This window comes from Nocardiopsis listeri NBRC 13360, assembly GCF_001570765.1.
Lineage (GTDB): Bacteria > Actinomycetota > Actinomycetes > Streptosporangiales > Streptosporangiaceae > Nocardiopsis > Nocardiopsis listeri.
In genome coordinates, this window is the sequence record NZ_BCSH01000020.1 from 59,874 (window position 1) to 84,495 (window position 24,622).

Sequence of the window (24,622 nt, forward strand, 5' to 3'; positions counted from 1 at the left end):
CACCACGAGGACGTCCCCGTTCGGGAGTCCGTGGCGTCCATCCGACACCACGGACTCCCGGACCCTCTGCGAGCTAAGCCCCGAAACGCACCAGTGACCGTCCGCCCTTGCCCTGACGCATGCGTTCGAAGGCCCCGGGGACACCGTCAAGGGAGATCTCGTCGGTGACCATCGCCGACAGACGCAGCTCGCCGGAGCGCACCGACTCGGCCAACAGTGGGACGTCGCGGTCGGGATCGCTGGAGCCGTACACGCACCCCTGCACGGTACGGCCCTGGTGGAACAGTTCCAGGGCGTTGAAGGAAACCTCGTCCTTGACCGACCCGAGGCCCACCACGGTCACGGTCCCGCCCCTGCGCACACTGTTCCAGGCCGCGCGCACCACCTGGGCCTTGCCCACCACCTCGAAGGCGTGGTCGGCCCCGCGCCCGCCGGTCAGCCCCCGCACGGCCTTGTGGGTGCTTCCGTCGGCGACCAGGAAGTCGGTGGCGCCCAGAGAACGGGCCAAATCCTCCTTGTCGGGGGAGACGTCCACCGCGATGAGCGGGCCGGCCCCGGCCATCCGTGCGGCCTGGAGCACGGACAGACCGACCCCGCCCAACCCCAGGACCACCGCGGACTGTCCCTCGCGCAGGCGCGCGGCGTTGTTGACGGCGCCCCATCCGGTGACCACCGCGCATCCCAGCATGGCCCCGACGGACGGGTCGATTCCCTCGGGAAGTGGGATCACGGCCTTGGCCGAGACGACGGTGGCCTCGGCGAAGGCGCCCGTGCTCAAGCCGGCGTAGACGGGGGTGCCGTCGGTCAGCTCGGCGTAGGGGACCAGGGTGCCGTCCAAGGCGTGTTCGCACAGGTAGGGCTCCCCCTGGCGGCAGAACCAGCATTCCCGGCAGGCGGGCGCCCAGTTCAGGACGACCTGTTGGCCGGGCGTCAGGTGCTCGACCCCGGGGCCGACCTCTTCGACGGTGCCGGCGCCCTCGTGACCCAGGACGGCGGGCCAGGACTGGGCCAGGGTGCCGTTGGACAGCGACAGGTCGGAGTGGCACACGCCCGCCGCGGCCAGACGTACCCGTACCTGTCCGGGGCCGGGGTCGGGAAGGACCAGGGAACGGATCCGGGGGAGTGCGTCGGTCTCGTGGAAGACGGCGGCCTTGACGGTCGTGCTCATGATGGGGGTACTCCAATCGGGGAACTGGCGCGACCCTAACAATACCGGCCGGTCGGTCTGTTGGTCGGGGGTGTCCTCGAACAAGGACGGGAGGTGGGGACGCGCATGCCCCGACCCCCGTCTCCGATCCGTTCGCGGAAATGTCGATATTGGCGCATGCCCGATTCGGGTATCCAACGAATGTCCGCCCGGAAACACGCGGTGGTAAAGGCCTGAACCACCGTGAGGGCACCTGGATGGGGAGGTTCCATGGCTCGACCCGCGGTCTCGGCGCCGGTGGCGAAACCCCGGCACTATCTGATGTGCCGTCCCACCTACTTCGCGGTGGAATACGCGATCAACCCCTGGATGAACCCCGCCTTGAGCGTGGACCGTGACCGCGCCGTTCGGCAGTGGGAGGGGCTCCGCGACCTCTACCTGTCCCTGGGGCACCGCGTGAGCGAGATAGCCCCCATCGAAGGCCTGCCCGACATGGTCTTCGCCGCCAACGGTGGCCTGGTCGTGGACGGTCGGGTCTACGGGGCCCGGTTCGCCGGCGCCGAACGCACCCCCGAAGGTCCCGCCTACCTCGATTGGTTCCGCAAGGCCGGCTTCGTCGAGACCAAGGAACCCAAACACGTCAACGAGGGTGAGGGCGATTTCATCACCCTGGACGACGTCATCCTGGCGGCCACGGGCTTTCGCACCGAGGCCGCCGCCCACCAGGAGGCCGAGCGACTCCTGGACCGGCCGGTCGTCACCCTGCAACTGGTCGACCCTCGCTTCTACCACCTGGACACCGCGCTGTTCGCCCTGTCGGGGCGGCGGATCGCCTACTACCCGGGCGCGTTCTCCGAGGGCAGTCGTCGGGTGCTTCGAGCCCTGTACCCCGACGCTCTCCTGGCCACCGAGGAGGACGCCGCCGTCCTGGGACTGAACGCCGTCGGGGACGGCCGCAACGTGGTCATCGCCGCCGAGGCCACCGCACTCGCCGACCGGCTACGCGCCCAGGGATACACGGTCCATCCGATCGAACTCGACGAACTCCGCAAGGCCGGGGGTGGAGCCAAGTGCTGCACCCTGGTACTGCGAGATCCCCCTTCCTGACGGTCGAACGAAAGCGGCGGATTCCGCGCACGGTCGTGCGGAATCCGCCCGTTCAAACCTCTCGGAATGTGGGATGTGCCACCCGGCGAAACCATTGCGGGCACGGGCGCACAGGTCACACGCGCGACGCCGGTCGGCCCCCAGGCGCGCGGCCCCACTCGGCTCCGGCGTCCCCGCGCCACTTCCACCGATCCCATTAGGGTCGGTTCCCGTGACGACCAAACAACGCAGACTCCCGCGCCAGGTCAGGGAACAACAACTGATCGACGCCGCCGTCTCCGCGTTCTCCCGGGGCGACTACCACACCGTCAGCGTGGAGGAGATCGCGGCGGCCGCCGGGACCTCCAAACCCACCGCGTACCACTACCTGGGCTCCAAGGAGGGCATCTTCACCGCCTGTGTGCGCAGGGAGATGGGACGACTCATCGAGGCCATCCGCGACGCCGTGCACGCACCCCACCCCGTCGACGACGACCCGCTGCGCCGAGGAATGCGCGCCTTCTTCGCTTTCGTGGTCGACAACCGCGAGAGCTGGACCGTGCTCTACCGGCGCGCCGCCGCCCAGGGGCAGCCCTTCGAGTCCGAGACCGCCCGTATGCGCGACCGTGTCACCGAGGAGATGGCCGACCTCATCACCGCCTGCACCCGCGAGGACTACGGCGACATGGACGCGCGAGACGCCCAACTACTGGCCCGGGTGGCGGTGAGCACCGCCGACGCCTTCGCCGACTGGCTCCTGGATCATCCGGACGAGACCCCCGACACCATGGCCGGACACGTCGCCGAACTCACCTGGTCCCACCTGCGCACGCGCGGACCCGCCCAGGTCTAGGGGGAGGCCCCGGGGCGGGTCCGCGTACTCCGCTCCGTGAACGGCGTCAGCCCAGGGCGCTCATCACGTGCTTGACACGGGTGTAGTCCTCCAGGCTGTACGCCGACAGGTCCTTGCCGTACCCGGACCGCTTGAAGCCGCCGTGCGGCATCTCCGAGAGCAGGTCGCCGTGCGTGTTGAGCCACACCGCGCCGAAGTCCAGCTCGGCACAGACCCGCAGGGCCCGCGCGTGGTCACGGGTCCACACCGACGAGGCGAGTCCCTGCTCGACCCCGTTGGCCAGTTCGATCGCCTCGCTCTCGTCCGCGAAGCGCTGCACCGTCACGACCGGGCCGAAGACCTCCTCCAACACGATCTCGTCGTCGGCGCGCAGCCCGGACACGACCGTGGGCGCCAGGAAGAACCCGGCCTCGCCCACGCGGTGGCCGCCCGTCTCCACCCGCGCGTGGGCGGGCAGGCGCTCCAGCAGTCCGGTGACCCGGGCGAACTGGTCGGCGTTGTTGAGCGGCCCGAAGTCGCTCTCCTGGTCAGAGGGCAGGCCGGTGACCTGAGCCGATGCCAGGCGGGACAATTCGGCGACGAACTCCTCGTGCGCCCCCTCCTGGACGATGACGCGGGTGGCGGCGGTGCAGTCCTGTCCGGCGTTGAGGAAACCGCCCGCGATCACACCGGCGGCGGCGCCGGCCACGTCGGCGTCGTCGAAGACCACGGCCGGGGCGTTGCCGCCGAGTTCCAGGTGGACCCGCTTGATGTCGTCGGCGGCGGCCTTGGCCACCTGTGCCCCCGCCCGGGTCGAACCGGTGACCGATACCAGGCGCGTGGCCGGGTGCTCCACCAACAGGCGGCCGGTGTCGCGGTCGCCCACCACCGTGTTGACCACACCGGCGGGCAGTGCCCGCGCGGCGATCCCGGCGAGCAGAACGGTGGTGGTGGGCGTGCTCTCCGCCGGCTTGAGCACCACCGTGTTGCCCGCGGCCAGCGCCGGACCGATCTTCCACACCGCCATCATCAACGGGTAGTTCCACGGGGTGATGCCCACGCACACGCCCACCGGTTCGCGGCGGATCCAGGAGGTGCGGTCGGTGGCGTACTCGGCCGCGGCCTTGCCCTCCAGGTGTCGGGCGGACCCGGCGAAGAATCGCAGGGTGTCCACGCAGAAGGGGATCTCTTCGTTGAGGAACGAGGCGCGCGGCTTGCCGGTCTCGCGGCACTCGGCGTCGGCGAACTCCTCGGCGCGTGCGGCCAGGCCGTCGGCGATCGCCAACAGGGCGTCCTGGCGTTGTGCCGGTGTGGCCCGGCGCCAGGTCCGGAAGGCGCGTGCGGCGGAGTCCATGGCGAACTCCACCTCGGCGGGCCCGCAGACCCCGGCCCGACCGGCCACCTGTCCGGTGACGGGGTCGACCAGGTCCAGGGTCGTCCCGCCCGTGGGGTGCAGGGGCCGACCGTCTACCAGGCTGTACAGGGGAGCGTTACTGCTCATCGTGGTCCTTTGCTCGAAGTCGTGGGTGGTCTCAGTGGGCCGCGGTGGTCGGCGCGTCCTCGGTGGTGGGCACGGGGACCGATTCGGTCTCCTCTCGTGCCGGCACCAGGCGCGGGCCCTGGGGGCCGAACACCGAGCGCGGCTCGGGAAAGAGGAACAGCGCCGCCGGGTAGGCGATCGCGGCGGTCAGCAGCGCCACCGGGAGGCTGATGTCGATGCCCGCGGCCAGGTCCCCCAGGGGGCCGACCAGCAGTGGGGTGTTGGCGAACAGCAGGGCGGCCAGGGCGGACAGCAACCAGGCGGTCATCGCACGCCAGTTGATCCCCGAGCGGAACCAGTACGCGCCGCCTCGGCGTCCCTCGTTGAACACCTGCAGGTCCTCGACCAGATAGTGGCCGCGCCGGAACACGTAGCCGGCCATCATGATCACCATCCATGGGGAGGTGAGCAGGACGATGAGGATCGCGAACGCGTTGATCGTTTCGACGAAGTCGAACAGGAACGTGCCCACGAACACCAGCGTCAGGGCCAGGAAACCCACCACGACGGTGCCCTGCACCCGGTTCAGACGCGGCACCAGAGAGGAGAAGTCCAGCCCGGTGCCGTACAGCGCCGTCGTTCCGGTGGACAGCCCGCCCACCAGCGCCACCAGCAGCAACGGGAGCGCGTACCAGAAGGGGGAGACCGCGGCGAGCCCGGATACGTAGCGGTTGGGGTCGGCGACCAGGGTGGCGGTGAACAGACCGAACCCGAACGGCAGCAGGGTGCACAACTGGGCCAGGAACGGGGCCGCCAACTGTCTGCGGGTGGAGGTGGTGGCCGGGATGTAACGCGACCAGTCGCCCAGGAACCCGCCGAAGGAGACCGGGTTGGCCATCACCGTCAGCACGGCCAGTACCCAGGTGGGCCAGAACCCGCCCAGGATGTGGTCGCCGCTGCCGGCGAAGGAGGGGTCGAAGGCACCCCCGTAGGCCACGAAGCCCAGCAACATCAGGGCACTGCCGGCGACCACGGCGATCTTGTTGATCAAAAGCATGAACTGGTAGCCGTACACGCACACCACGAACACCGCCACGGCGATCACACCGTAGGAGACGGCGCGCAGCGAGTCGCCGCCGGGCAGCCCCAGCCGATGCGCGGCGCCGACGATGGCGTCACCGCTCACCCACACCGAGATCGAGAAGAACGTGACGGCGGTGAGCAACGACAGTAGGGAGCCCAGTGCACGCCCCACCACACCGAAGTGAGCCCCGGAGGAGACGGCGTTGTTGGTGCGTGTGCGGGGGCCGAACAGCGCCATGGGGGAGAGGATGAGCGCACCGAGCACCACACCGATCACCGTGGCGGCGGCCGCCGCGGCGAACCCCAACCCGTAGGCGATGGGCAGGGTGCCCAGGATGATCGTGGCGAAGGTGTTGGCGCCGCCGAAGGCGAGACGGAACAGGTCGAAGGGGCGTGAGGACTGGTCGGAGACCGGGATCGGGGCGACCCCGTGGGTCTCCACCACCGTCACTCAGGCGGGTAGGGACTGGGACACGGCTGTACTCCTGAGGGCTGTACCACTGAGGGATGGGAGGAGCGGGGATTCAACGGGAAAGGGTCGGCACACGGCGTCGTCGACGCGTGCCGCCTTCGGAACGGAACGTCGATGCTCCGCCGGGGGCCTCGGTTCTCGTTCGGGGGAGAACTCGGATGTTGGGCTGCCCCGGGGCGCGCGGCGCCGTTGACGCGTGCCCCGAGGCCGGGGTCGACCGTCCGGTGCGGACGGCGGTGTCCCGGGACGGGGCCGGGAACCTGGTCAGGACACGGCACCGTCCAGATGAGTGGGGGCGAAGCCCACCCGTCGCCCACCACCACCCTCAACGGACGCCTACGGCGCGAATATCTTTACGTGCATGGGCAGCACCACCACGCTCGGGCCCGGGGCGGCCAGCGCGGCGGCCAGGTCGGCCCCCACCCGTTCCGGTGAGCTCGACGTGGCCGGGACCCCGAACGAGGCGGCCAAGGCCACGAAGTCGGGTCGGGCCAGCTCCGTGTGGGTGGCCTCCCCGAAGGCGCCCTCCATGTACTCGCGCAGGATCCCGTAGCCGCCGTCGTCGACGATCAGCCAGGTCACGTCCAGGTCGTGCTGGCGGGCGGTGGCCAGTTCCGCGATCGAGTACATGGCGCCACCGTCACCGGAGACCGCCAGCACCGGACCCCTACCGGTCGCGGCGGCGCCCAGCGCCGCCGGGAACCCGTAGCCGAGTCCGCCGGAGCCCTGCGCCGAGTGCATCGTGCCCTCACGCGGGTCCCAGCCCGACCACGCCCAGTACGCCAGCACGGTCATGTCCCAAAAGCTCGCAGCGTCATCGGGGAGCGCTTCGCGTACCGCGGCCAGAACGGACTGTTCGGCGGCCAGGTCCTGCCCGGCCAGCCGTTCGGCCACTCGGGACAGAACCCGGGCGACCTCGGCCTCGATCGCGGGGTCCTTCGCGCGGGGTCGCACCTTCGCGGCCAGCGCCTCCAGGATCAGGGCTGCGTCGCCGTGGATCCCCAGAGCCGGGACGTTGGACTCCAGCTTGCCGAGGTCGGCCTCCACCTGCACCACACGCCCCCGGGGCGCCATGGTGTGGTAGTTGCTCGACAACTCGCCCAGACCCGAACCCACCACCAGGAGCACGTCGGCGTCCTCCAGGTACTCGGTGGTGTACCGGTCCTCGATCCACGAGCGCAACGAGAGCGGGTGTTCCCACGGGAAGGCGTCCTTGCCGCCGAAGGTGGTGGCCACCGGAGCACGAAGGGCCTCGGCCAGCTCCAGCAGCGCCTTCCGTCCGCCCGAGCGGCTCACCCCGCCACCGGCCAGCACCACCGGACGTCGCGCCCCGTCCAGCCACCGAGCCGCCTCGTCCACCACCTCCGCGCGTGCAACGAGCGGGGCCGGCGCCGCGGACACGTCCGTCACCGGCGGCACCACGATCGGCTCCAACAGCACGTCCTGCGGGATCTCCACCAGTACCGGGCCCGCGGGCGCGCGGGCGGCGGTCCGCCAGGCCTCGGCCAGCGCCGAGGGGATCTGGGAGGCGTGCCGGACAGTGAACGTCGACTTGGTGACGTCGCCGAAGGAGGCCGCCTGTTCGGGCAGCTCGTGCAGGTAGCCGTGGCGGCCACCGCCCAGCCCCGCCCGCGGCACCTGGCTGCTGATCACCAGTACCGGAGCCGAGGCCGCCCGGGACTCCTGCAACGAGGCCAGGGTGAGCAGCGCGCCGGGCCCGGTGGAGACCAACAACGGGGTGACCTCACCGGTGACCCGGGCGTGCCCGTCCGCGGCGAAGGCCGCGTTGTTCTCCACCCTGGCCGACACGAACCGCAGCCCGGGCGCTCGACGCAGCGCGTCGAACAGTCCCAACGCGTGCTGACCGGGGATGCCGAAGCACACCCGGGACCCCAACGCGGTCAGGGTCTCGGTGACCAGGTCGCCACCGTTGCGCGGCGCGCTCTCGCCCATGTCGATCAGCCCTCCGTCTTGCGCTGGTGGTTCAGGGCCAGCAGGCTCACCAGGTCGTAGGCCACGTGCGAGGCCGCGGTGGAGGTGATCTGGGCGTGGTCGTAGGCCGGGGCGACTTCCACCACGTCGGCGCCCACCAGGTTCAGGTCGGCCAGCCCGCGCAGGATCTCCAGCAGCTCTCGGCTCGTGATCCCGCCGGCCTCGGGGGTACCGGTGCCCGGGGCGTGCGCCGGGTCCAGGACGTCGATGTCCACCGACACGTACAGTGGCCGGTTCCCGATGCGCTGACGCAGCGCGTCGGCGATCTCGTCCACGCCCTTGCGCAGCACGTCGGCGGCGGTGACGATGCCGAACCCGAAGCGGCGATCGTCCTCCAGGTCCCGCTTGCCGTACAGGGGGCCGCGGGTACCCACGTGGGCGATCGCCTCGGTGTCGAGGATGCCCTCCTCCACCGCGCGTCGGAACGGGGTGCCGTGCGTGTAGGGCTCACCGAAGTAGGTGTCCCAGGTGTCCAGGTGGGCGTCGAAGTGCAGCATGGCGATCGGGCCGTGCACGCGGTACAGGGACCTGAGCAGGGGCAGTGCGATCGTGTGGTCGCCGCCCAGGGTCACCAGGCGGGTCCCGGCGCGCACGAACTCCGAGGCGCCCTGGTCCAGGGTCTCCACGGCGTCCCCGACCGAGTACGGGTTCACCGCGATGTCGCCGCCGTCCACCACCTGGAGGCGCTCGAACGGGGACACGTCCAGGCCGGGGTTGTAGGGGCGCAGCAGTCGGCTGGCCTCACGGATCGCCGAGGGGCCGAAACGGGCGCCGGGACGGTAGGAGACACCGGTGTCGAAGGGCACCCCGACCACGGCGATGTCGGCTCGTTCCACCTGGTCGAGGCGGGGCAGGCGGGCGAAGGTCGCCGGGCCCGCGAAGCGCGGTACGAGGCTGGAGTCGGTGGGTCCGATCGGTGCGTTCATGTGATCCATTCCTGTGTCGTCGGTTCCGCGATGGGTGTCAGCGGTCCCGGGTCGGGTCGGTGGACGCGACGCTCGTGGCGTCCTCGTCGGTTCCCGTCGCGGTCTCGTCGCCGGTGTCCTGGCCGCGCAGGCGGCGCTGCCACAGCTCCAGTACCGCGGGGTCGGTGGGCGGGGTGAGCAGACTGACGGCCACGTAGACCACCAGTGCGGTGCCCAACCCCACGTAGATGGGTTCGTTGGCGAGCAGGCCGGTGATCGCCATGGTCACGATGACGGCCAGGGAACCGGCCGACATCGAGGCCAGGGCGCCCGCGCGCGTTCCGCGACGCCACACCAGGCCACCGAGGATCGCGACGAGCAGGCCGCCGACCAGGATGTTGTAGGCCAGGGTGAGCGCGGCGACCACGTCGTCCACGGCCAGCGCCACACAGATGCTCGCCACACCCAGGACCAGCGTGAACACCCGGTTGGCGGCCACCTCGTCCTCCTTGTGGTCGTCCTCGGCGGACCTCTTCGCGCCGAACAGGGCGCGCACACGCGGCCACAGGTCGGTGGAGGTCACCGTGGAGCAGGCGATGAGGGCGCCGCTGGCGGTGGACATCACCGCGGACAGGGCGGCGGCCAGGACCAGACCGGCCACGCCCACCGGCAGGGTCGCCTCCACCATGAGGGTGAAGGCGTCGTCGGGGTTGGCCAGGTTCGGGAACATCACCGCGCCGGCGGTGCCGATGATCGCGCCGCACACGCCGTAGATCAGGCAGTACACGCCCGCGCCGATGCCGCCCACCTTGGCCACCTTGTCGTTGCGGCCGGTGAAGACGCGCTGCCAGATGTCCTGGCCGATGAGCAGCCCCAACGAGTAGATGACGAAGTAGGTGAGGATGGTCTGCCCGCCGATGGCGGTGGGGTCGAAGTAGGAGGGATCCAACGACTCGCGCATCCCGGAGAAACCGCCGGCCGACCACACCGCCACCGGGGTCAGGATGAGCAGGAGCCCGATCGTCTTGATCGCGAACTGGGCCATGTCGGTCATCGTCACCGACCACATGCCGCCCATCGTGGAGTACAGCACCACGATGGAACCGCCCAGGATGATCGCGACCACGCGCGGCAGTTCGAACAGACCGCTGAAGATGGTGGAGAAGGCCAAGGTCGAGGGCACCGTCAGAACGAAGGTGTAACCCCACATGACCAGGGCCGACACGATTCGGGAGTCACCGCCGTAGCGCAGGTCCAACATCTGGGAGACGGTGAAGACCCTCAGCCGCGAGATGCGCTCGGCGAAGAACAGGTGCAGGGCCAGGATGCCCACGCCGATGGCCACGACCAGCCAGGCGCCGGAGATCCCGTAGGTGTAGCCCAGGCCGATCCCGCCGACGGTGGAGGCGCCGCCCAGGACCACGGCGGCCATGGTGCCCGCGTACATCAGCGGGCCCAGACGGCGGCCGGCGACCAGGTAGTCGGACTTGCTCCTGGCACGGCGCATGCCCCACCAGCCCAGGCCGATCATGCCCAGGAGGTAGGCGGCGATCACCGCGGTGTCGATGAGCATGAAGCTCCTTTGCGGGGAGTGGTTCGGGGGCAGGCGGGGGCGTCGTACAGGGGTCGGGCCATGGAGATGTTGACGCAGGTCACATCGCTTCGGTCAGCGTAGATAGTCGGTAGGCTCCACTCCAGTGGCCGAATCGCACCACTTCCCGGTGGACTTTGGATGAATCGTCCAGTCGTCGCGGAAGGCGTCCTCGTGTACGTCATGTCCAGGACACGAGGACCGGCTCGGACGGGTCGGCGGGACGAGGGGACCAGGACATGGCGAAGAGCAGGGGCGACACCCACCACGTGCCGTTGAGCGTGGTGGTGGCTCGCCGCGACCTGGCCCTGACCACGGTGGTCGAGGCCGGTGACCCACCGATCACCTGGGCGGTGGCGAGCGAACTCGTCGTGGCCGCCGACTACCTGCGCGGTGGAGAACTCCTCCTCACCTCCGGGGCCAACCTGCCCACCGACGCCCAGGAGATACGCACCTACGTGGCCTCACTGGTGCGAGCGGGGGTGGGGGCACTCGGCTTCGGGGTGGCGCCCGTCCACCGGACCGTCCCCGCCGGCCTCGTCGAACAGTGCCGGTCGCAGGGCCTGCCGCTGCTGGAGGTGCCACGGAACTCGCCCTTCGCCGCGGTCAGTCGCGCCGTGGGCGAGGAACTGGAAGAGCGCCACCTGCGCGACCTGCGTCGTCTGGGCGAGTCCCACCAGGCCTTGGCCCGCGCGGTCACCGCACCCATCCCCGCCGAACGGTTGCCCGCGGTGTTGGCCGACGCTCTCGGAGCCTGGGTCGCCCTCGTCCCCGCCGATCCCGACGCGCCCGTGCGCCGCACCGAGGGGGCCCCGGCCGACCTGGACCCCGAACTGCGCACCCTGCTCACCAAACTCACCACCCCCCTGGGTCCGCGCAGTGCCAAGGCCGAAAGCGGCCCGGACGAGGTCTTCCTGCACACCGTGGGCACTCCGCCCGAACACCAGGGCGTGGTGCTGGTGGGGCGCCCCGAACCCCTGAGCATCACCGACCGGGAGGTGCTGCGCACCGCCACCGCCCTGCTCGACCTGCTGCTGCGCGCAGAGGGTGAGGAACCGCCCGCACCCGGCCTGCCGCTCACCGCGCTGCTGTTGGACGGCGAACTGAACCCCCGCGCCATCGCGGCACTGACCGAGCTCACCGATACCCGCATCCCTGATCCCCACGCCACCGGCTCGGGTGAGGTCCCCCGGGGCGGCTACCGGGTCCTGCGGGCGGCACCCGCCTCCCGAGGGCACCGCATCGCAGCCGCGGCCCTGCCTTTGGGCACCCACCTGAGCGACCTGGTCTTCGGCGCCGATGAGGGCGGCGGTGTCGTGCGCGCCGTCCTCGCCGACCGGGGCGAGCGTGCCCACCACGACCATCTCGAACTCCTGCGTTCCCACGGGTGGATAGGTGCCCTGAGCGCGGCCGTCGCCCCCGAGGACCTGTCGGGCGCCGACCGTCGGGCCGCGGCGCTGCTGGTGCGCGCCCGCGCCGTGGACGAACCACGGCTGTGGTCGGCCACCACCGACCCCTTCGACACGCTCATCGACCCCGAGGGCGCGGGTCGAAGCGCTCGGCAGATCCTCGGCCCGCTCGATGAGGACACCCCGGCCGCGCACACCCTTCGCCTGACCCTGCACACCTGGCTGGCCAGGCACGGCAACTGGGATCGGGCCGCCACCGACCTGGGCGTGCACCGCAACAGCGTCCGCTACCGGATCGGGCGGATCGAACGGGACCTGGGCGTAGACCTGGCCGATCCCGAACAGCGCATGCGCCTGTGGTTCGCCCTCACCCGGCGCCCTTGAGGGGCACGGGAACTTTCACGAGATCCCGCACGGGCCGATGCACGTGCGGGCAGTCGACCGAAAACCCGTGAAAAAGCGGTTCACCTGCGCGAACGCGCGAATGGCGGAGTGTATTAGGGTCTCGCCGTTTGGCCGCATCCGGCCATTTTCGTCGACGTTTCGTGAGCCGCTTCGATTCTGGGGATGCTACCCATCTCGAACCCCACCCGTATGACCTGCGCACCCCCGTGTCGAAACCCCCAACGGTGGCACGGAACAGAGCGTATTGCCGGAAAGACCGGACGAGTGCGTTCGGTTCGACCCAAGGATAATTCGAGCAGGAAACGGAAGGATCGAGCCGGAACGACTTCCGAAACAAGGGCCTGTCCCGGTTCCCTCGGTCCCGCCGTAGCCGAACCAGGAAACTGGCGCCTAACGGGAACCCCGGTCCTTCGGGGTCTGGCCACGTAGAAGGAGGAAGGGGCGAGCCCTCCCGTCCCCGGGCGGGGGCACATGCCCCGATGACCCACATGACGTTTTCTTCGCTGGACACGGCGCTGCCCTCCGGGGCGGACGCGCGCGAGCACGCCGACCTGCTCCGCCGATCCCACGACGCGCTGCTCGCGGGGCGGCCCACGCCCACGCCGCTGCGTCCGGTGATCGAGGACTCCTGGGAACGTATGCGCGGATTCGGCATCGATCCCGACTGTGGGCCCCCGCCACGGATGGCCCGACTGGACGAACTCCAACGTCAACGCGACGCCTCACCCATCGCCGAGGTGTTGCCGCTGATCCGTCGTTCCCTGGTCTCGGTCGCCGACCAGGCCGACCACATCATGCTGGTCACCGACGCCTCGGGGCAGGTGCTCTGGCGTGAAGGATCCCACCGGATGCGATCGGTCGGCGACCGGGTCGGGTTGGTGGAGGGCTCCTTCTGGAACGAGGGCAGCATCGGCACCAACGCCATCGGCACCGCGCTGGTGGTCGGTCGCCCCGTGCAGGTCTACTCCGCCGAACACTTCGTGCGCAACCTGCACGCCCTCACCTGCGCATGCGCCCCCGTGCACGACCCCCGGGACGGGCGACTCCTGGGCGCCATCGACGTCACCGGCCCGGTCTCCACCATCCACCCCTCCACCCTGGCACTGGTCAACGCGGTCGCCCAACTCGCCCAGGCACACCTGCAAGGGCTGCACCACACCCACCTGGAAAGGTTGCGCTCGGTGGCCGCGCCCCTGTTGGCCGGACTGACCAGGCCCGCCCTGGTCGTGGACGACAGCGGCTGGACCGCCGCGGCGGTGCACATGGAACCGGTCAGGCGGGTGCTGTTGCCCAAACACTGCGAGAGCGGAACGGCCTGGATCCCCGCCTTGGGGGAGTGCGGTCTGGAACCCCTGCCGGGCGGTTGGCTCATCCGCCCGCGCCCCGGGGAGCGGGCCGGTTCCACCTCGGTCACCCTGGACCTGCGCAAACCCGGTGCGTCCACGGTGACGGTGGCCGGCCCGAGCGGCGAGTGGGTGCACAACCTGACCCCGCGCCACACCGAACTCCTCCTCCGGTTGGCGGTGCACCGGGCGGGACGTTCGGGCGCCGAGTTGTCCAAGGACGTGTTCGGCGCCGACGCCCACGTGGTCACCGTGCGCGCGGAGCTGTCCCGGATCCGGCGCAACCTGGGTGGTGTGATCGAGAGCCGCCCCTACCGTTTCGCCGACGAGGTCACGGTTCGGGTGATCGGTTCGCAGACGTCGGTGAACCTGCTCCCCGCTTCGTTGGCGCCGGGGGTGCGGGCCCTGCTGGACCGGGATGGGGGCACTCCCCTGTTCGACCACCCCGGCTGAACCGCCCCGATCGCCCGACACGTCGCCATATCGTCACCCTGGGTGGGAAAGTCGCAACCTGTTGCAACCGTTGCCGAGTGCGAGCCGATGGGATCAACTTGGGGATGCGCGGCCCGCCCACCGGTGGGGGCCTCCGGGCAAGAGAGGGCACGGAGGAGTTCACCGGTGCGGGGCGCGTCCGTGTCCTGCGGGCCTTGAGGGGGGTTACGGGGGTAAGGACGGACGCGTTTTTGGGGAGTGCTCCACGGGAGGTTCGGGGGGAATCCTCCGGGAGCGTACGCGTACGATGCGGTGCGGCCCGGACCGTCGTGTGAGTTATCGGGCCGCACCGCCATCGATGACTTCAGCCGGCTTCGGGTGCGGCGGATGCTTCTTCGTCCGCGAGCTCGTCCGGCTCTTCCGCCTCTCCGGACTCCGGTTCCCGCGGCGCGCACTGGAAACAGTCCATGCTGAAGACCTCCTCGCCGTCGACGGCCCCGGTGAAGACACCGGACAGGCTGTCGTCGCCCGCGGCGCGTTCGGCCAGGGCCTCGGAGGAGAGCCGGCCCTCGAAGCGCAACTCGGCGCCGTCGCGGTCCAGTCCCTCGCAGACCACCTCCAGGCCGCCGCTGACGTGCCCCGCGTCTTCCTCGTCCTCTTCGACGGTCCCGCTCCGGGCGCGGCCGGCGGTGACCGTGTCCTCCTCGTCGTCCCGTGTCGGCTCGGCCGATGGGGACGGTGAGGGGGATCCGGAGGCATCGGGTTCTCCGGTGGCAGCGGGAGAGACACAGGTGAGCGTGCCGTCGACGGGGTGACCCTTGCGCGCGAAGGCGCGTTCGACGCCCGGTCGTAGCACCGAAGCGGACAGGGCGTCGGCGGCCCGTGCCAGTTCCAGCCGTTCGGCGTCGATCTCCTGTTCCGTGGGTGCCGGGTCGGTGCACGAGGTCAGCGCGCCGCACAGCAGCAGCGTCGCGGAGATGCTGAGGGTGGTCGAGCGGACGCCCATGGTCTCCTCCGGTTCTCGGGTGGCGCACCCGTCACCGGGAGCGATGGTCCACCGCACCAATGTCCTCGAAAACCCAGAAAGCACCCATGTCCGACTCGGGTGGTAGGGGTGAAAAGTGCGTCATGTTCTGGTCATTCCTGTGTGAGTCGGGTCGCGCACCCGGGTACCGTCACCGACGCGGCGCTCGAACGCCTGCGACGATGTGCGTCAGAGCACAGGAACGCCCTGATGGGGGGTGCCCACACGACCACTGGGCTAGACTCCGGATATTTCCCGAACCGTGTTCCACGGTTCAACACGACCCGACCGACTCACCGAAAGCCGCACACGGCCCGGCCGTCACGGTGGCCTCGCGTGAACCAAGGGGACCCGATCGGCGTCGAACCAGGAATCAACGAAGATCTCCCGGGACGACCCGGCAGACCCCACAAGATCGTCCTTCCTTCGGAGGTGGACCGTGTCCGCTGACCACCGAGAGCAGCAGCCCGGCCAACAGGGCTCGCGTATCGACCCGCACGTCGGCCGCTACGCACATCGAGCACAGGGCATGGTCGCATCGGAGGTCAGGGCACTCTTCGCGGTCGCCTCCCGCCCCGAGATCGTCTCCCTGGCGGGCGGCATGCCCAACGTCGCCGCCCTTCCACTCGACCAGATCGGTGACCTGGTCAAGGACGTGGTCTCCGAGGAGGGCGCCGCCGCCCTGCAGTACGGCTCCGCTCAGGGCGACCCCGTCCTGCGCGAGCAGATCTGCGACTACATGACCCTCGAGGGCGTCCAGTCCGTCCCCGACGACGTCATCGTCACCGTCGGATCCCAGCAGGCCCTGGACCTGATCACCCGCGTCTTCGTCGACCCCGGCGACATCGTGCTGACCGAGGCGCCCACCTACGTCACCGCGATCAACACCTTCGCCGCGTTCCAGGCCGACATCCGCCACGTGAGCATGGACGACGAGGGCGTGGACGCCGACGAACTCGACCGCGCCCTCACCGCGGCGGCCAAGGCCGGGCGCACCGTCAAGTTCTTCTACACGATCCCCAACTTCCAGAACCCCGGCGGCATCACCATGTCCGCCGAGCGTCGGGTGCGGGTGATGGAGGTCTGCCGACGCCACGACGTCCTGATCGTCGAGGACAACCCCTACGGTCTGCTTCGCTACGACGGCGAACCCCAGCCCACCCTGTACTCGCAGGGCGACGGCAACGTCATCTACCTGGGATCGCTGTCCAAGACGCTCTCACCGGGACTGCGCATCGGCTGGGCGCTGGCGCCCTCGGCGGTGCGCGCCAAACTCGTGCTGGCCGCGGAGTCGGCGATGCTCAGCCACTCCACGTTCAACCAGCTCGTGGTGCGCCGCTACCTCAAAACCTTCCCCTGGCGCGAGCAGATCAAGACGTTCAACAGCATGTACGGCGAGCGGCGCGACGCCCTGCTCGGCGCGCTCAACACGATGATGCCGGACGGCTGTACCTGGACCCGGCCCGAGGGCGGGTTCTTCGTCTGGGCGACCCTTCCCGAGGGCATCGACGCCAAGGCGATGCTGCCGCGCGCGGTCAACCACCGTGTCGCCTACGTGCCCGGCACCGGCTTCTTCGCCGACGGTCGTGGCCGTGACAGCATGCGATTGAGTTTTTGCTACCCCACACCCGAACAGATCCGGGAGGGCGTGCGCAGACTCGTCGGAGCCATCGAGGGCGAGATGGACCTGCGCGACACGTTCGGTCCCGCCATGGCCGTGCCCACCGAGGGCAGCCAGGCCCCCAGCCCCGACCTTCCCTGACACCCCCGTTAGGGGCACCAGCCACCATGACAGCAGCACAGAAGGAGGTCCGCGCCGTGGCCGACCTTGACCGGGTCCTCGTTCTCGCCGGGGGACTGTCCCCCGAACACGAGGTGAGCGTCCAATCCGGCCGCAGCGTGGCCGAGGCCCTGCGCCGACTCGACGTCGAAGTACAGGTCGCCGACGTCGACTCCGGGCTTCTCCAGCGCTTGGCCGACGATCCGCCTCAGGTGGTCTTCCCCGTCCTGCACGGCTCCGCCGGTGAGGACGGCGCGATCCGCGAGGTCCTGGAACTGGCCGGGGTGTCCTACGTGGGCGCCCGTCCCCAGTCCTGTCGGCTCGCCTACGCCAAGCCCGCCGCCAAGGCCCTGCTGGCCGAGCAGGGCGTTCGGGTGCCGCGTGGCGCCACCCTGCCCAAGTCCGCCTTCCATGACCTGGGCGCGCCCGCGCTCCTGGACAAGCTCATCGAACGGCTCGGGTTGCCACTGTTCGTCAAGCCCGACCGTGGCGGTTCGGCGTTCGGCGCCACCCCCGTGACCTCGGCCAAGGACCTGTCCACCGCCCTGATGTCCTGCTTTGCCTACAGCGACTCCGCGCTGGTCGAGGAGTTGGTCCAGGGCACCGAACTGGCCGTGGGCGTCCTGGACACCGGTTCGGGGCCCGTGGCGCTGCCCCCGGTGGAGATCGTTCCCGACGGCGGGGTCTACGACTACGCGGCCCGCTACACCGCCGGCCGCACCGAGTTCTTCTGCCCGGCACGTCTGGAGGAGTCGGTACTGGCCGCCGCCACCGAGGTGGCGCTGACCGCGCACCGCACCCTGGGCCTGCGCGACCTGTCACGCACCGATCTCATGGTCGCCCCGGACGGCGAGGTCGTCTTCTTGGAGACCAACGTCGCCCCGGGTCTGACCGAGACGTCCACCTTCCCGATGGCGGCCGCGGCACAAGGGCTGGACTTCGCGCTGCTGTGCCGCGAACTCGCCCACCAGGCGCACCTGCGCGGCTGAACCGACACCGGTCGACGGGACACTGACCGACGGAACCGGGTGGGCCGCCACGCCACGGCGGCCCACCCGAACGCGGCCCCGGAAGGGACCCGAGCCCGTGTCACCGGCTCGGAACCTCCAGGGCCCTCTCGATCGCATCACGGACCGTGCCCTGGAGCAAGGGGACCTTGTACCCGGTGGCGGGCAGGGGAGAGCACCGATCGGCCAGGGCGGTCAACGCCTCCTCCACCCGATCGGGCAGGTTCCCGCCGGGTGCCACGTCCACCAGGGCGCTTTCCACCTCGGGTAGCCGCAAGGGGGTGCGCGCCACCGCGCCCACCGCCACCGCCGCCCGCTCCACGGGTCCGCGGCCCCGGTCGGCGCACTCCAGCCGAACGACCACCTCCACCAACGGCCACTCCGCCCGGGAACGTCCGGCCGCCCTTCGATGGGCGAAGCGCTCGCCCGGGTACGGAACCGGCAGTGACACGGCCGTCAACAACGTGCCCGGACCCAGCGTGTGCTCACGTGTGGGGTCGGTGCCCTCGTACAGGTCGACGATCGCCCTTTCGGGGACCGGGCCGCCCTCCAAGCGCACGCTCGCCTCATAGGCCAGCAGCGCCACCGCCAACGTCGACGGATGCGGGGCCACGCACGGTCCCTGGTCCACCACCACGCCGCGCAGGTGGTCGCCCTCCCGAGCCGGACAGGAGTCCCCGCCGGTCTGGAAGCAGTCGAAGGCCGGGTTGCGCAGGTAGGCGCAACGATTGCGCTGGAGCAGGTTGCCGCCGAGGGTGGCCGTGCCCCGGATCTGGGGGGTGGCAAGGGCCCGGGCGGTGGCCGCCAACGCCGGATAGGCCGTGACCAGAGTTGGGTCGGCTCCCAACGTGGCGACGGTGGTCATCGCCCCCACACGGGCCGAACCGTCGGCCTCCCAGACCACCTCGTCCAGGCCGGGCACCCCCAGCAGGTCCACCAGGGGACCGGGGGTGAGCACTCCGGTCTCCAGGCATGCCATCAGGTCGGTGCCCCCGGCGCGCGGGCGCACCCCCGGCCGTGCCAGGTCGGCCGACACCTCGGCCACGCTCGTGGGTCGGGTCACGGTCATCGCGTCGCTCCGATCAGTCGGTCCGGGCGCAGGGGCAGGTCGCGGTGGCGGACGCCGGTGGCGTCGAAGACGGCGTTGCCCAGCGCGGCCGCCACCCCCACCACAGACACCTCGCCGAGCCCGATCCCACCGCCGGGCACGTGCTCGAAACCCTCCTGATGGAAGTACACCTCGGTCTCGGGAACGTCGCCCATGCCGGGTATCCGGTACTCCTCCAGGTCGTTGGAGAGCACGACGCCGGTGCTCGGGTCGTCGCGTCGCTCCTCGAACAACGCGTAGCCCACCCCCTGGACGACGGCGCCTTCGCACTGGTTGCGGGCCATGCGTTCGTTGTAGAGGCGCCCGGCCGCGATCCCGGCCCAGCAGCGGGTGGGGCGGACCCGGCCCAGCAGAGTGTCCACCTCCACCTCCATCACGTGTACCGCCCCGCTCATCCCGCGCCCCACCGCCAGGTCGCCGGCCATGTTCGGGGTGAGCCGTCCCCAACGGTCCAGACCGCGCTCGCCCACCACCGACAACCCCTCGACCCGGGACAAGGCCTCCTTGAAGGTGTGCTCGGGGATGGGTCCCGACGCCGGCACGTCGGGGGAGTGCTCACGCAGGGCGTCGCGCAACCGGTCGGCGGCGTCGGCCGCGGCCGGTCCCATCGAGGTGGTGGTGCGGCTGCCGAAGGACCCGGTGCCGTGCACCGAGGAGCCGTGCCCGATCTCCACGGTCAGGCCGTCGGCGCCGATGCCCAGCCGCTCGGCGACCACGTCGCCCAGCACCGTCCGGATGCCCGTGCCGATGTCCTGGGTGCTCGAACGCACCACCAGCTCACCGCCGCGCACGGTCAGTTCCACCCGGGCCTGAGGCCCCAGCAGGTAGGGCCAGCCCGCGGCGGCCAATCCGACCCCGCGCCGGAACCGGCCGGTGCGCTCCCCACGAGGACGATCCCGCCACAGTGGCAGCTGCGCCACCCGTTCGTACAGTGCCCGACGCTTGGGGTTGCCGTCCCACCGTCGCCGTAGCGACAATGGGTCCTCGCCCAGCCGTAGCGCCATGGTGTCCACGGCCTGCTCCAGCGCCCACGCCATCGGTGGCCCGCCGGGTCCGCGCATGGGTTCGCCCGGAGGCCGGTTGGTGACCACGTCGAAGTCGCGCACCCGTCGAGGCGAACGTCCGTACATCAGCGCGGCCAGGGTGGCGACGTTGGAACCGACCGACACCCCGCCGTCGCCCACCGAGTCCACGGCCAGCGCACGCAGGTCGCCCTCGGAGCCGGCCAGCAGAGCCACGCGGGTGCGGTTGCCGGGCCGGTGGCCGGCGTCGACGAGTTCCTCGGAGCGTTCCAACGACACCCGCACCGGTGCGTCCACCAGCCGGGACAGTTCCACCGCGGCCACCGTGTCCGGGGACAGGGCACCCTTGGCGCCGAACCCCCCGCCCACGTACTCGGTCACCACGTGCACCCGCTCCCGCGGCAGGTCCCAACGCTCGGTGACCTTGTCGACCATCTTGCTCAGCGCCTGGGTGGACACGTGCAGGTGCAGGTGTCCCCCCTCCCAGGAGGCCACGCTCACGTGCGGTTCCAAGGGGGTGTGCACCTGGGTGGCGGTGGTGTACTCCTCGGCCACCAGCAGGGGGTCCTCGCGCAGCCGGGCGGCGCGCAGACGGGAGACGGCCGTGGGGCCACGCCAACTCACCACTCCGGGCCCGCGCACGTTGTCCTTCCACGGAGCCCTGGGGCCGGGCGCCTCACCGTAGCCGAGGGCGGCGGCGCGTTCGGCCTTGGTCGGGTACACCAGTGGTGCCCCGGGCTCCCGGGCGGCGTCGACGGTGGTCACCGAGGGCAACGGTTCCAGTTCCACTCGTACGGCCGCGGCCAGCCGACGGGCCTCGGCGCGGGTGGGCGCGGCCACGGCGGCGATCGCCCGCCCCACGTGGCGTACGGTGCGGTCCTCGCCCAGCAGGTCCACCAGGGGCGCCCGACCGCCGCCGTCATCGGGCGCGGGGTGCACTTTCAGGACCCGGGCGTGCGGCACGGTGGAGCGCACGATCACTCCGGTCCAGGTGCCCGGCGGGGCGTGGTCACCGGTGAAGCGGGCGCGTCCGGTCACCTTGGCCGGGGCGTCCGCGCGCGGTGGCGCCTCGACGGGGTCGGTGTCGAACTCACCGGCGCAGGCGGCGGCCACGGCCGAGAAGATCCCCTCGTAGGCCCCGCATCGGCACAGGTGTCCGGCCAGGGCGTCGGCGATCGTGTCGCGGTCCGGCGCGGTGTCACCGTGCTCGGTCCGCCAGGCGTCCACGAACACGGAGGCCTCCACCACGAAGCCGGGGGTGCAGTAGCCGCACTGGAGGCCGTCGTGCGCGGCGAAGGCGCGCTGGACGGGGTGGTCACCGCCCAGTCCTTCCACGGTGGTGACCGAACGTCCGGCCAGGTGGGCGGAGGGAAGCAGGCAGGAGGCGGTGGGGGAGCCGTCGACCAGGATGGTGCAAGCGCCGCACACCCCGCTTCCGCAGGCGATCTTGGTACCGGTCAGGCCGAGCGTGCCGCGCAGGTGCTCGGCGGCGTTGACCTCGGGTTCGTCGGGGGTGGGCGTGGGGGCGCCGTTGACGGTGGTGTCCATGGGGCGACTTCCCGGGCAGACGAAAGTTGTCACTGTCTACTTAAGCGGCGGTTTCCTCCGTTGTCAAAGGCTTTTCCGCCGGAAACGCCGGTCCGGGCCCCCGCCGGAGCCCGGTTCGACCGCGTGGCCTCGTCGGGCTTCGCATACTGTGGCGGGCGACGAAAGTACACGTCATCCCCCTCCCGAGGATTCCCTTCATGTACCTCACCGCGCCCCCTCGCATCCATGGCTGGGTCGAGTCCGGCTTCGAACCGGTCCGCGAGGCCTTTCAGAACAACTTCGCCGAACACGGGGAGACCGGCGCCGCCGTGGCCGTCCACCACGCCGGCCGCCCGGTGGTCGACCTGTGGGCGGGAACACGCGACCCCCAGACCGGGGCGCTCTGGGAGTCCGACACCCTCGCCCTGGTCTTCTCCGCCACCAAGGGCGTGACCGCGCTGGTCCTGGCACACGCCCATTCCCGGGGGCTGTTCGAGTACGACCGGCCACTGGCCCGTTACTGGCCCGAGTTCGCTCGTCACGGCAAGGAACACGTCACCGTCCGCGAGCTGCTCTCCCACCGGGCCGGTCTGCCCTACCTGGACACCGAACTCACCCCCGCGTTGTTGGCCGACCACGACCGGCTCGCCGATGTCCTGGCCGACCAGAGGCCCGCATGGAAACCTGGTACGCGGCACGGCTACCACAGCGTCACCATCGGCCTCTACGTCAACGAGCTGCTACGCCGGGTGGACGGGCGCACCGTCGGCTCGTACCTGTCGGAGGAACTCGCGGAACCCCTGGGCCTGGATCTGTACGTGGGACTTCCCGCGCGGATCGGCGAGGAACGCCTCGCCCACCTGACCGGAGGGTCCTGGCGCGACCTGGCCGCCGACCCCACCGCCGTCCCCCTCGGCCACGTACTCGCGCGCTGCCTGCCCTGGAGCATCGCCGCGCGCACCTTCGCCAACCCACCGCTGCGCACCGCCGACGAACTCGCCGGCCCCACCTACCGATCGGTGGAGCTGCCGCACGGCAACGGCTTCGCGACCGCCCGCTCGCTGGCCGCGCTCTACGGCGAGTTCGCGCAAGGCGCGCCGATACTGGGTGTACGCGACGAAAGCCTGCTGGGCTTGGAGGAACAGCCCGCGCCGCCCTCCGAGGGGGAACGAGACGTCAACCTCAAGGTCCGCACCCGCTACTCGTCAGGGCTGTGGAAACCCTTCCCCGAATGGCGCTTCGGTACCGACGACCGCGCCTACGGCAGCCCGGGAGCCGGTGGCTCCTTCGGCTTCGCCGACCCGGCCACCGGCACCGGCTACGGCTACGTACCCAACCGGATGGGTCTGCGGATCTGGAACGATCCGCGCGACGTGGCCCTGCGCGGCGCCCTGGACCGCTGCCTGGCCACGGTCCTGCCCTGAGCCGGCGACCTACCCCGAACACACCCGTGGCCGGGGCGCGAAGCCCCGGCCACGGACGAGCGGGACTCCTTACAAGCCCATCGCGTGCATGGCGAAGTGGAAGGAGAAGACCGCGGTCAGGATCCACATCAGCCAACCGACCTCCCGGAAGCGCCCCTGAGCGGACTGGATCACCGTGTACGCGATGATCCCGATACCGATCCCGCTGGCGATGTCGTAGGCGAACGGCATCATCACGATCGTGAGGAAGGCGGGGATGGCCACCGAGAAGTCGTTCCAGGCGATCTGCCCCACGTGCATCATCATCATGGCGCCCACCAGCACCATCGCCACCGAGGCGGCCTCTGCCGGCACCATGCCGAACACCGGGGCGAAGAAGATCGCGCTGAGGAAGAACAGCCCGGTGACGACACTGGCCAGACCGGTGCGCGCCCCCTCGCTCACCCCCACGGTGGACTCCACGAACACCAGCGTCGCCGAGGAACTGGTCAGACCCCCGGCCACGGCGCCGGCGCCGTCGGTGATGAGGATCTGGTTGACCCGTGGCATCTGCCCGTTCTCGTCGGCGATGTCGGCCTTGGTACCGATGGCCAGGATGGTGCCCAGGGCGTCGAAGAACCCGGCCAGCACCAGCGTGAACAGGATGACCCCGGCGGTGGTCGGTCCGGCCGTGGTCCAGGCACCGAACAGGTCCACCTGGAACAGCAACCCGAAGTCGGGCGCGGCGAACGGGCTGCCGGGCAGCTCCGGCACACCGCCGCCCCAGGACTCGGGGTCCAGGCTCAGCGCGTAGTGCAGGACCACCGCGAGCACGGTGGCGCCGATGATCCCGTAGAAGATCGCACCGGGAACCCGGCGGGCCAGCAGCACCGAGGCCAGGATCAGCCCGGCCACGAACACCAGGATCGGCCACCCGTCCAGGTGTCCACCGCCGCCCGCGGCGCCGATCTGTAGGAGGCTGTCGCCGTCACCGGCGCTGACGAACCCGATGTTGGCCAGGCCGATCAGGGACACGAACAGACCGATGCCCACGCCGATGGCGAGTTTGAGGTTGTACGGCAACGCGTTCATCACCGCGGTGCGCACCCCGGTCAGCACCATGAGGATGATGGCGATGCCCTGCCACACGACCAGACCCATCACCTCCGGCCAGGCCATCACCGGCGCCGCCTGGTAGGCGACCACCGCCATCACACCGAGGGCCGCCGCGCAGGCGATGGGGGCCCTGCCCACCACACCCATCATGATGGTGACCAGCCCGGCGGCCAGGGCGGTCATGGTGGTCAGCTGGCCGGCCGAGAGTTGGTCGCCGTTCACGTCGGTGACGCCGCTGAGGATGATCGGGTTCAAGACGATGATGTAGGCCATCGCCATGAACGTCGTCAGCCCTCCGCGGACCTCCTGACCGAAGGTCGACCCCCGTTCGCTGACGAGGAAGAAGCGGTCGAGCCAGGATCGATCCGTTGGGGAGCGCTCTGCGGAACGCGCTCCGGAGTCGTCGAGTCGGGTCATGTCCCCTCCTGGAGGGATATGAGCACGGCAGGGCCGTGTTT

Annotated in this window: 17 protein-coding genes; 7 read left to right on the top strand and 10 right to left on the bottom strand. The window is 70.6% G+C overall.

The window, feature by feature from the left end; genetic code table 11:
* Positions 1 to 73: 73 nt before the first annotated feature.
* Positions 74 to 1,168 carry an alcohol dehydrogenase catalytic domain-containing protein gene (locus tag NLI01S_RS07265; protein WP_067601182.1) on the bottom strand — a complete coding sequence of 365 codons (1,095 nt, stop codon included), beginning with the start codon at positions 1,166 to 1,168 and terminating at the stop codon, positions 74 to 76.
* 249 nt (positions 1,169 to 1,417) lie between these two features.
* Between NLI01S_RS07265 and ddaH the strand changes: the two genes are divergently transcribed.
* Positions 1,418 to 2,254 carry a dimethylargininase gene (ddaH, locus tag NLI01S_RS07270; RefSeq protein ID WP_067601185.1) on the top strand — a complete coding sequence of 279 codons (837 nt, stop codon included), beginning with the start codon at positions 1,418 to 1,420 and terminating at the stop codon, positions 2,252 to 2,254.
* Positions 2,255 to 2,465: 211 nt separating this feature from the next.
* On the top strand, positions 2,466 to 3,086 hold the full coding sequence (locus NLI01S_RS07275) for a TetR/AcrR family transcriptional regulator (RefSeq protein WP_067601188.1): 621 nt from the start codon (positions 2,466 to 2,468) through the stop codon (positions 3,084 to 3,086).
* A 46-nt stretch (positions 3,087 to 3,132) separates the two neighbouring features.
* Here the strand turns inward: NLI01S_RS07275 and NLI01S_RS07280 are convergent, their stop codons facing one another.
* From NLI01S_RS07280 to NLI01S_RS07300, 5 genes are all read right to left on the bottom strand, one after another.
* On the bottom strand, positions 3,133 to 4,566 hold the full coding sequence (locus NLI01S_RS07280) for an aminobutyraldehyde dehydrogenase (protein ID WP_067601191.1): 1,434 nt from the start codon (positions 4,564 to 4,566) through the stop codon (positions 3,133 to 3,135).
* A gap of 31 nt (positions 4,567 to 4,597) precedes the next feature.
* Positions 4,598 to 6,079, bottom strand: coding sequence for a purine-cytosine permease family protein (locus NLI01S_RS07285; protein ID WP_067601194.1), 1,482 nt, complete (start codon positions 6,077 to 6,079; stop codon positions 4,598 to 4,600).
* 357 nt (positions 6,080 to 6,436) lie between these two features.
* Positions 6,437 to 8,053 carry a thiamine pyrophosphate-binding protein gene (locus NLI01S_RS07290; protein WP_067601197.1) on the bottom strand — a complete coding sequence of 539 codons (1,617 nt, stop codon included), beginning with the start codon at positions 8,051 to 8,053 and terminating at the stop codon, positions 6,437 to 6,439.
* A gap of 5 nt (positions 8,054 to 8,058) precedes the next feature.
* On the bottom strand, positions 8,059 to 9,018 hold the full coding sequence (gene speB / locus NLI01S_RS07295) for an agmatinase (RefSeq protein ID WP_067601199.1): 960 nt from the start codon (positions 9,016 to 9,018) through the stop codon (positions 8,059 to 8,061).
* Between the two features lie 37 nt (positions 9,019 to 9,055).
* A complete protein-coding gene (locus tag NLI01S_RS07300; RefSeq protein WP_067601201.1) occupies positions 9,056 to 10,570 on the bottom strand; it encodes a sodium:solute symporter in 1,515 nt (504 codons plus the stop codon).
* 257 nt (positions 10,571 to 10,827) lie between these two features.
* Here NLI01S_RS07300 and NLI01S_RS07305 point away from each other — a divergent pair, with 257 nt between their 5' ends.
* Both NLI01S_RS07305 and NLI01S_RS07310 read left to right on the top strand, forming a co-directional pair.
* Positions 10,828 to 12,381: a PucR family transcriptional regulator gene (locus NLI01S_RS07305; RefSeq protein WP_067601203.1), complete on the top strand. Its 1,554-nt coding sequence runs from the start codon at positions 10,828 to 10,830 to the stop codon at positions 12,379 to 12,381.
* A gap of 509 nt (positions 12,382 to 12,890) precedes the next feature.
* Positions 12,891 to 14,198, top strand: a complete 1,308-nt coding sequence (locus NLI01S_RS07310; RefSeq protein ID WP_067601347.1) for a GAF domain-containing protein — start codon at positions 12,891 to 12,893, stop codon at positions 14,196 to 14,198.
* Positions 14,199 to 14,541: 343 nt separating this feature from the next.
* Here NLI01S_RS07310 and NLI01S_RS07315 read toward each other — a convergent pair whose 3' ends face one another.
* Positions 14,542 to 15,240 (bottom strand): hypothetical protein, encoded by a 699-nt coding sequence (locus NLI01S_RS07315; protein ID WP_157090976.1) that lies wholly within the window; start codon positions 15,238 to 15,240, stop codon positions 14,542 to 14,544.
* Positions 15,241 to 15,640: 400 nt separating this feature from the next.
* Between NLI01S_RS07315 and NLI01S_RS07320 the strand changes: the two genes are divergently transcribed.
* Together NLI01S_RS07320 and NLI01S_RS07325 are read left to right on the top strand one after the other, a co-directional pair.
* Complete coding sequence (locus NLI01S_RS07320) at positions 15,641 to 16,963, top strand: aminotransferase-like domain-containing protein (RefSeq protein WP_067601205.1); 1,323 nt, start codon at positions 15,641 to 15,643, stop codon at positions 16,961 to 16,963.
* Between the two features lie 26 nt (positions 16,964 to 16,989).
* Complete coding sequence (locus NLI01S_RS07325; protein WP_223809149.1) at positions 16,990 to 17,970, top strand: D-alanine--D-alanine ligase family protein; 981 nt, start codon at positions 16,990 to 16,992, stop codon at positions 17,968 to 17,970.
* Positions 17,971 to 18,070: 100 nt separating this feature from the next.
* On the opposite strand, the gene NLI01S_RS07330 is transcribed toward NLI01S_RS07325, so the two are convergent.
* A complete protein-coding gene (locus NLI01S_RS07330; protein WP_067601211.1) occupies positions 18,071 to 19,057 on the bottom strand; it encodes an FAD binding domain-containing protein in 987 nt (328 codons plus the stop codon).
* Entirely contained in the window at positions 19,054 to 21,666 is a 2,613-nt protein-coding gene (locus tag NLI01S_RS07335; protein WP_067601214.1) for a molybdopterin-dependent oxidoreductase, read from the bottom strand. The genes NLI01S_RS07330 and NLI01S_RS07335 overlap by 4 nt, the downstream gene beginning before the upstream one ends.
* A 197-nt stretch (positions 21,667 to 21,863) precedes the next feature.
* Between NLI01S_RS07335 and NLI01S_RS07340 the strand changes: the two genes are divergently transcribed.
* Positions 21,864 to 23,069: a serine hydrolase domain-containing protein gene (locus NLI01S_RS07340; protein WP_067601219.1), complete on the top strand. Its 1,206-nt coding sequence runs from the start codon at positions 21,864 to 21,866 to the stop codon at positions 23,067 to 23,069.
* A 69-nt stretch (positions 23,070 to 23,138) separates the two neighbouring features.
* Here the strand turns inward: NLI01S_RS07340 and NLI01S_RS07345 are convergent, their stop codons facing one another.
* Positions 23,139 to 24,581, bottom strand: a complete 1,443-nt coding sequence (locus NLI01S_RS07345) for an NCS2 family permease (protein WP_067601222.1) — start codon at positions 24,579 to 24,581, stop codon at positions 23,139 to 23,141.
* Between the last annotated feature and the right edge of the window lie 41 nt (positions 24,582 to 24,622).

Excerpts from the sequence above, each read along its gene's own strand:
- NLI01S_RS07265 (WP_067601182.1), bottom strand. The coding sequence starts at position 1,168 with ATGAGCACGACCGTCAAGGCCGCCGTCTTCCACGAGACCGACGCACTC.
- ddaH (WP_067601185.1), top strand. The coding sequence starts at position 1,418 with ATGGCTCGACCCGCGGTCTCGGCGCCGGTGGCGAAACCCCGGCACTAT.
- NLI01S_RS07280 (WP_067601191.1), bottom strand. The coding sequence starts at position 4,566 with ATGAGCAGTAACGCTCCCCTGTACAGCCTGGTAGACGGTCGGCCCCTG.
- NLI01S_RS07290 (WP_067601197.1), bottom strand. The coding sequence starts at position 8,053 with ATGGGCGAGAGCGCGCCGCGCAACGGTGGCGACCTGGTCACCGAGACC.
- speB (WP_067601199.1), bottom strand. The coding sequence starts at position 9,018 with ATGAACGCACCGATCGGACCCACCGACTCCAGCCTCGTACCGCGCTTC.
- NLI01S_RS07300 (WP_067601201.1), bottom strand. The coding sequence starts at position 10,570 with ATGCTCATCGACACCGCGGTGATCGCCGCCTACCTCCTGGGCATGATC.
- NLI01S_RS07305 (WP_067601203.1), top strand. The coding sequence starts at position 10,828 with ATGGCGAAGAGCAGGGGCGACACCCACCACGTGCCGTTGAGCGTGGTG.
- NLI01S_RS07310 (WP_067601347.1), top strand. The coding sequence starts at position 12,891 with ATGACGTTTTCTTCGCTGGACACGGCGCTGCCCTCCGGGGCGGACGCG.
- NLI01S_RS07325 (WP_223809149.1), top strand. The coding sequence starts at position 16,990 with ATGACAGCAGCACAGAAGGAGGTCCGCGCCGTGGCCGACCTTGACCGG.
- NLI01S_RS07330 (WP_067601211.1), bottom strand. The coding sequence starts at position 19,057 with ATGACCGTGACCCGACCCACGAGCGTGGCCGAGGTGTCGGCCGACCTG.
- NLI01S_RS07335 (WP_067601214.1), bottom strand. The coding sequence starts at position 21,666 with ATGGACACCACCGTCAACGGCGCCCCCACGCCCACCCCCGACGAACCC.
- NLI01S_RS07340 (WP_067601219.1), top strand. The coding sequence starts at position 21,864 with ATGTACCTCACCGCGCCCCCTCGCATCCATGGCTGGGTCGAGTCCGGC.
- NLI01S_RS07345 (WP_067601222.1), bottom strand. The coding sequence starts at position 24,581 with ATGACCCGACTCGACGACTCCGGAGCGCGTTCCGCAGAGCGCTCCCCA.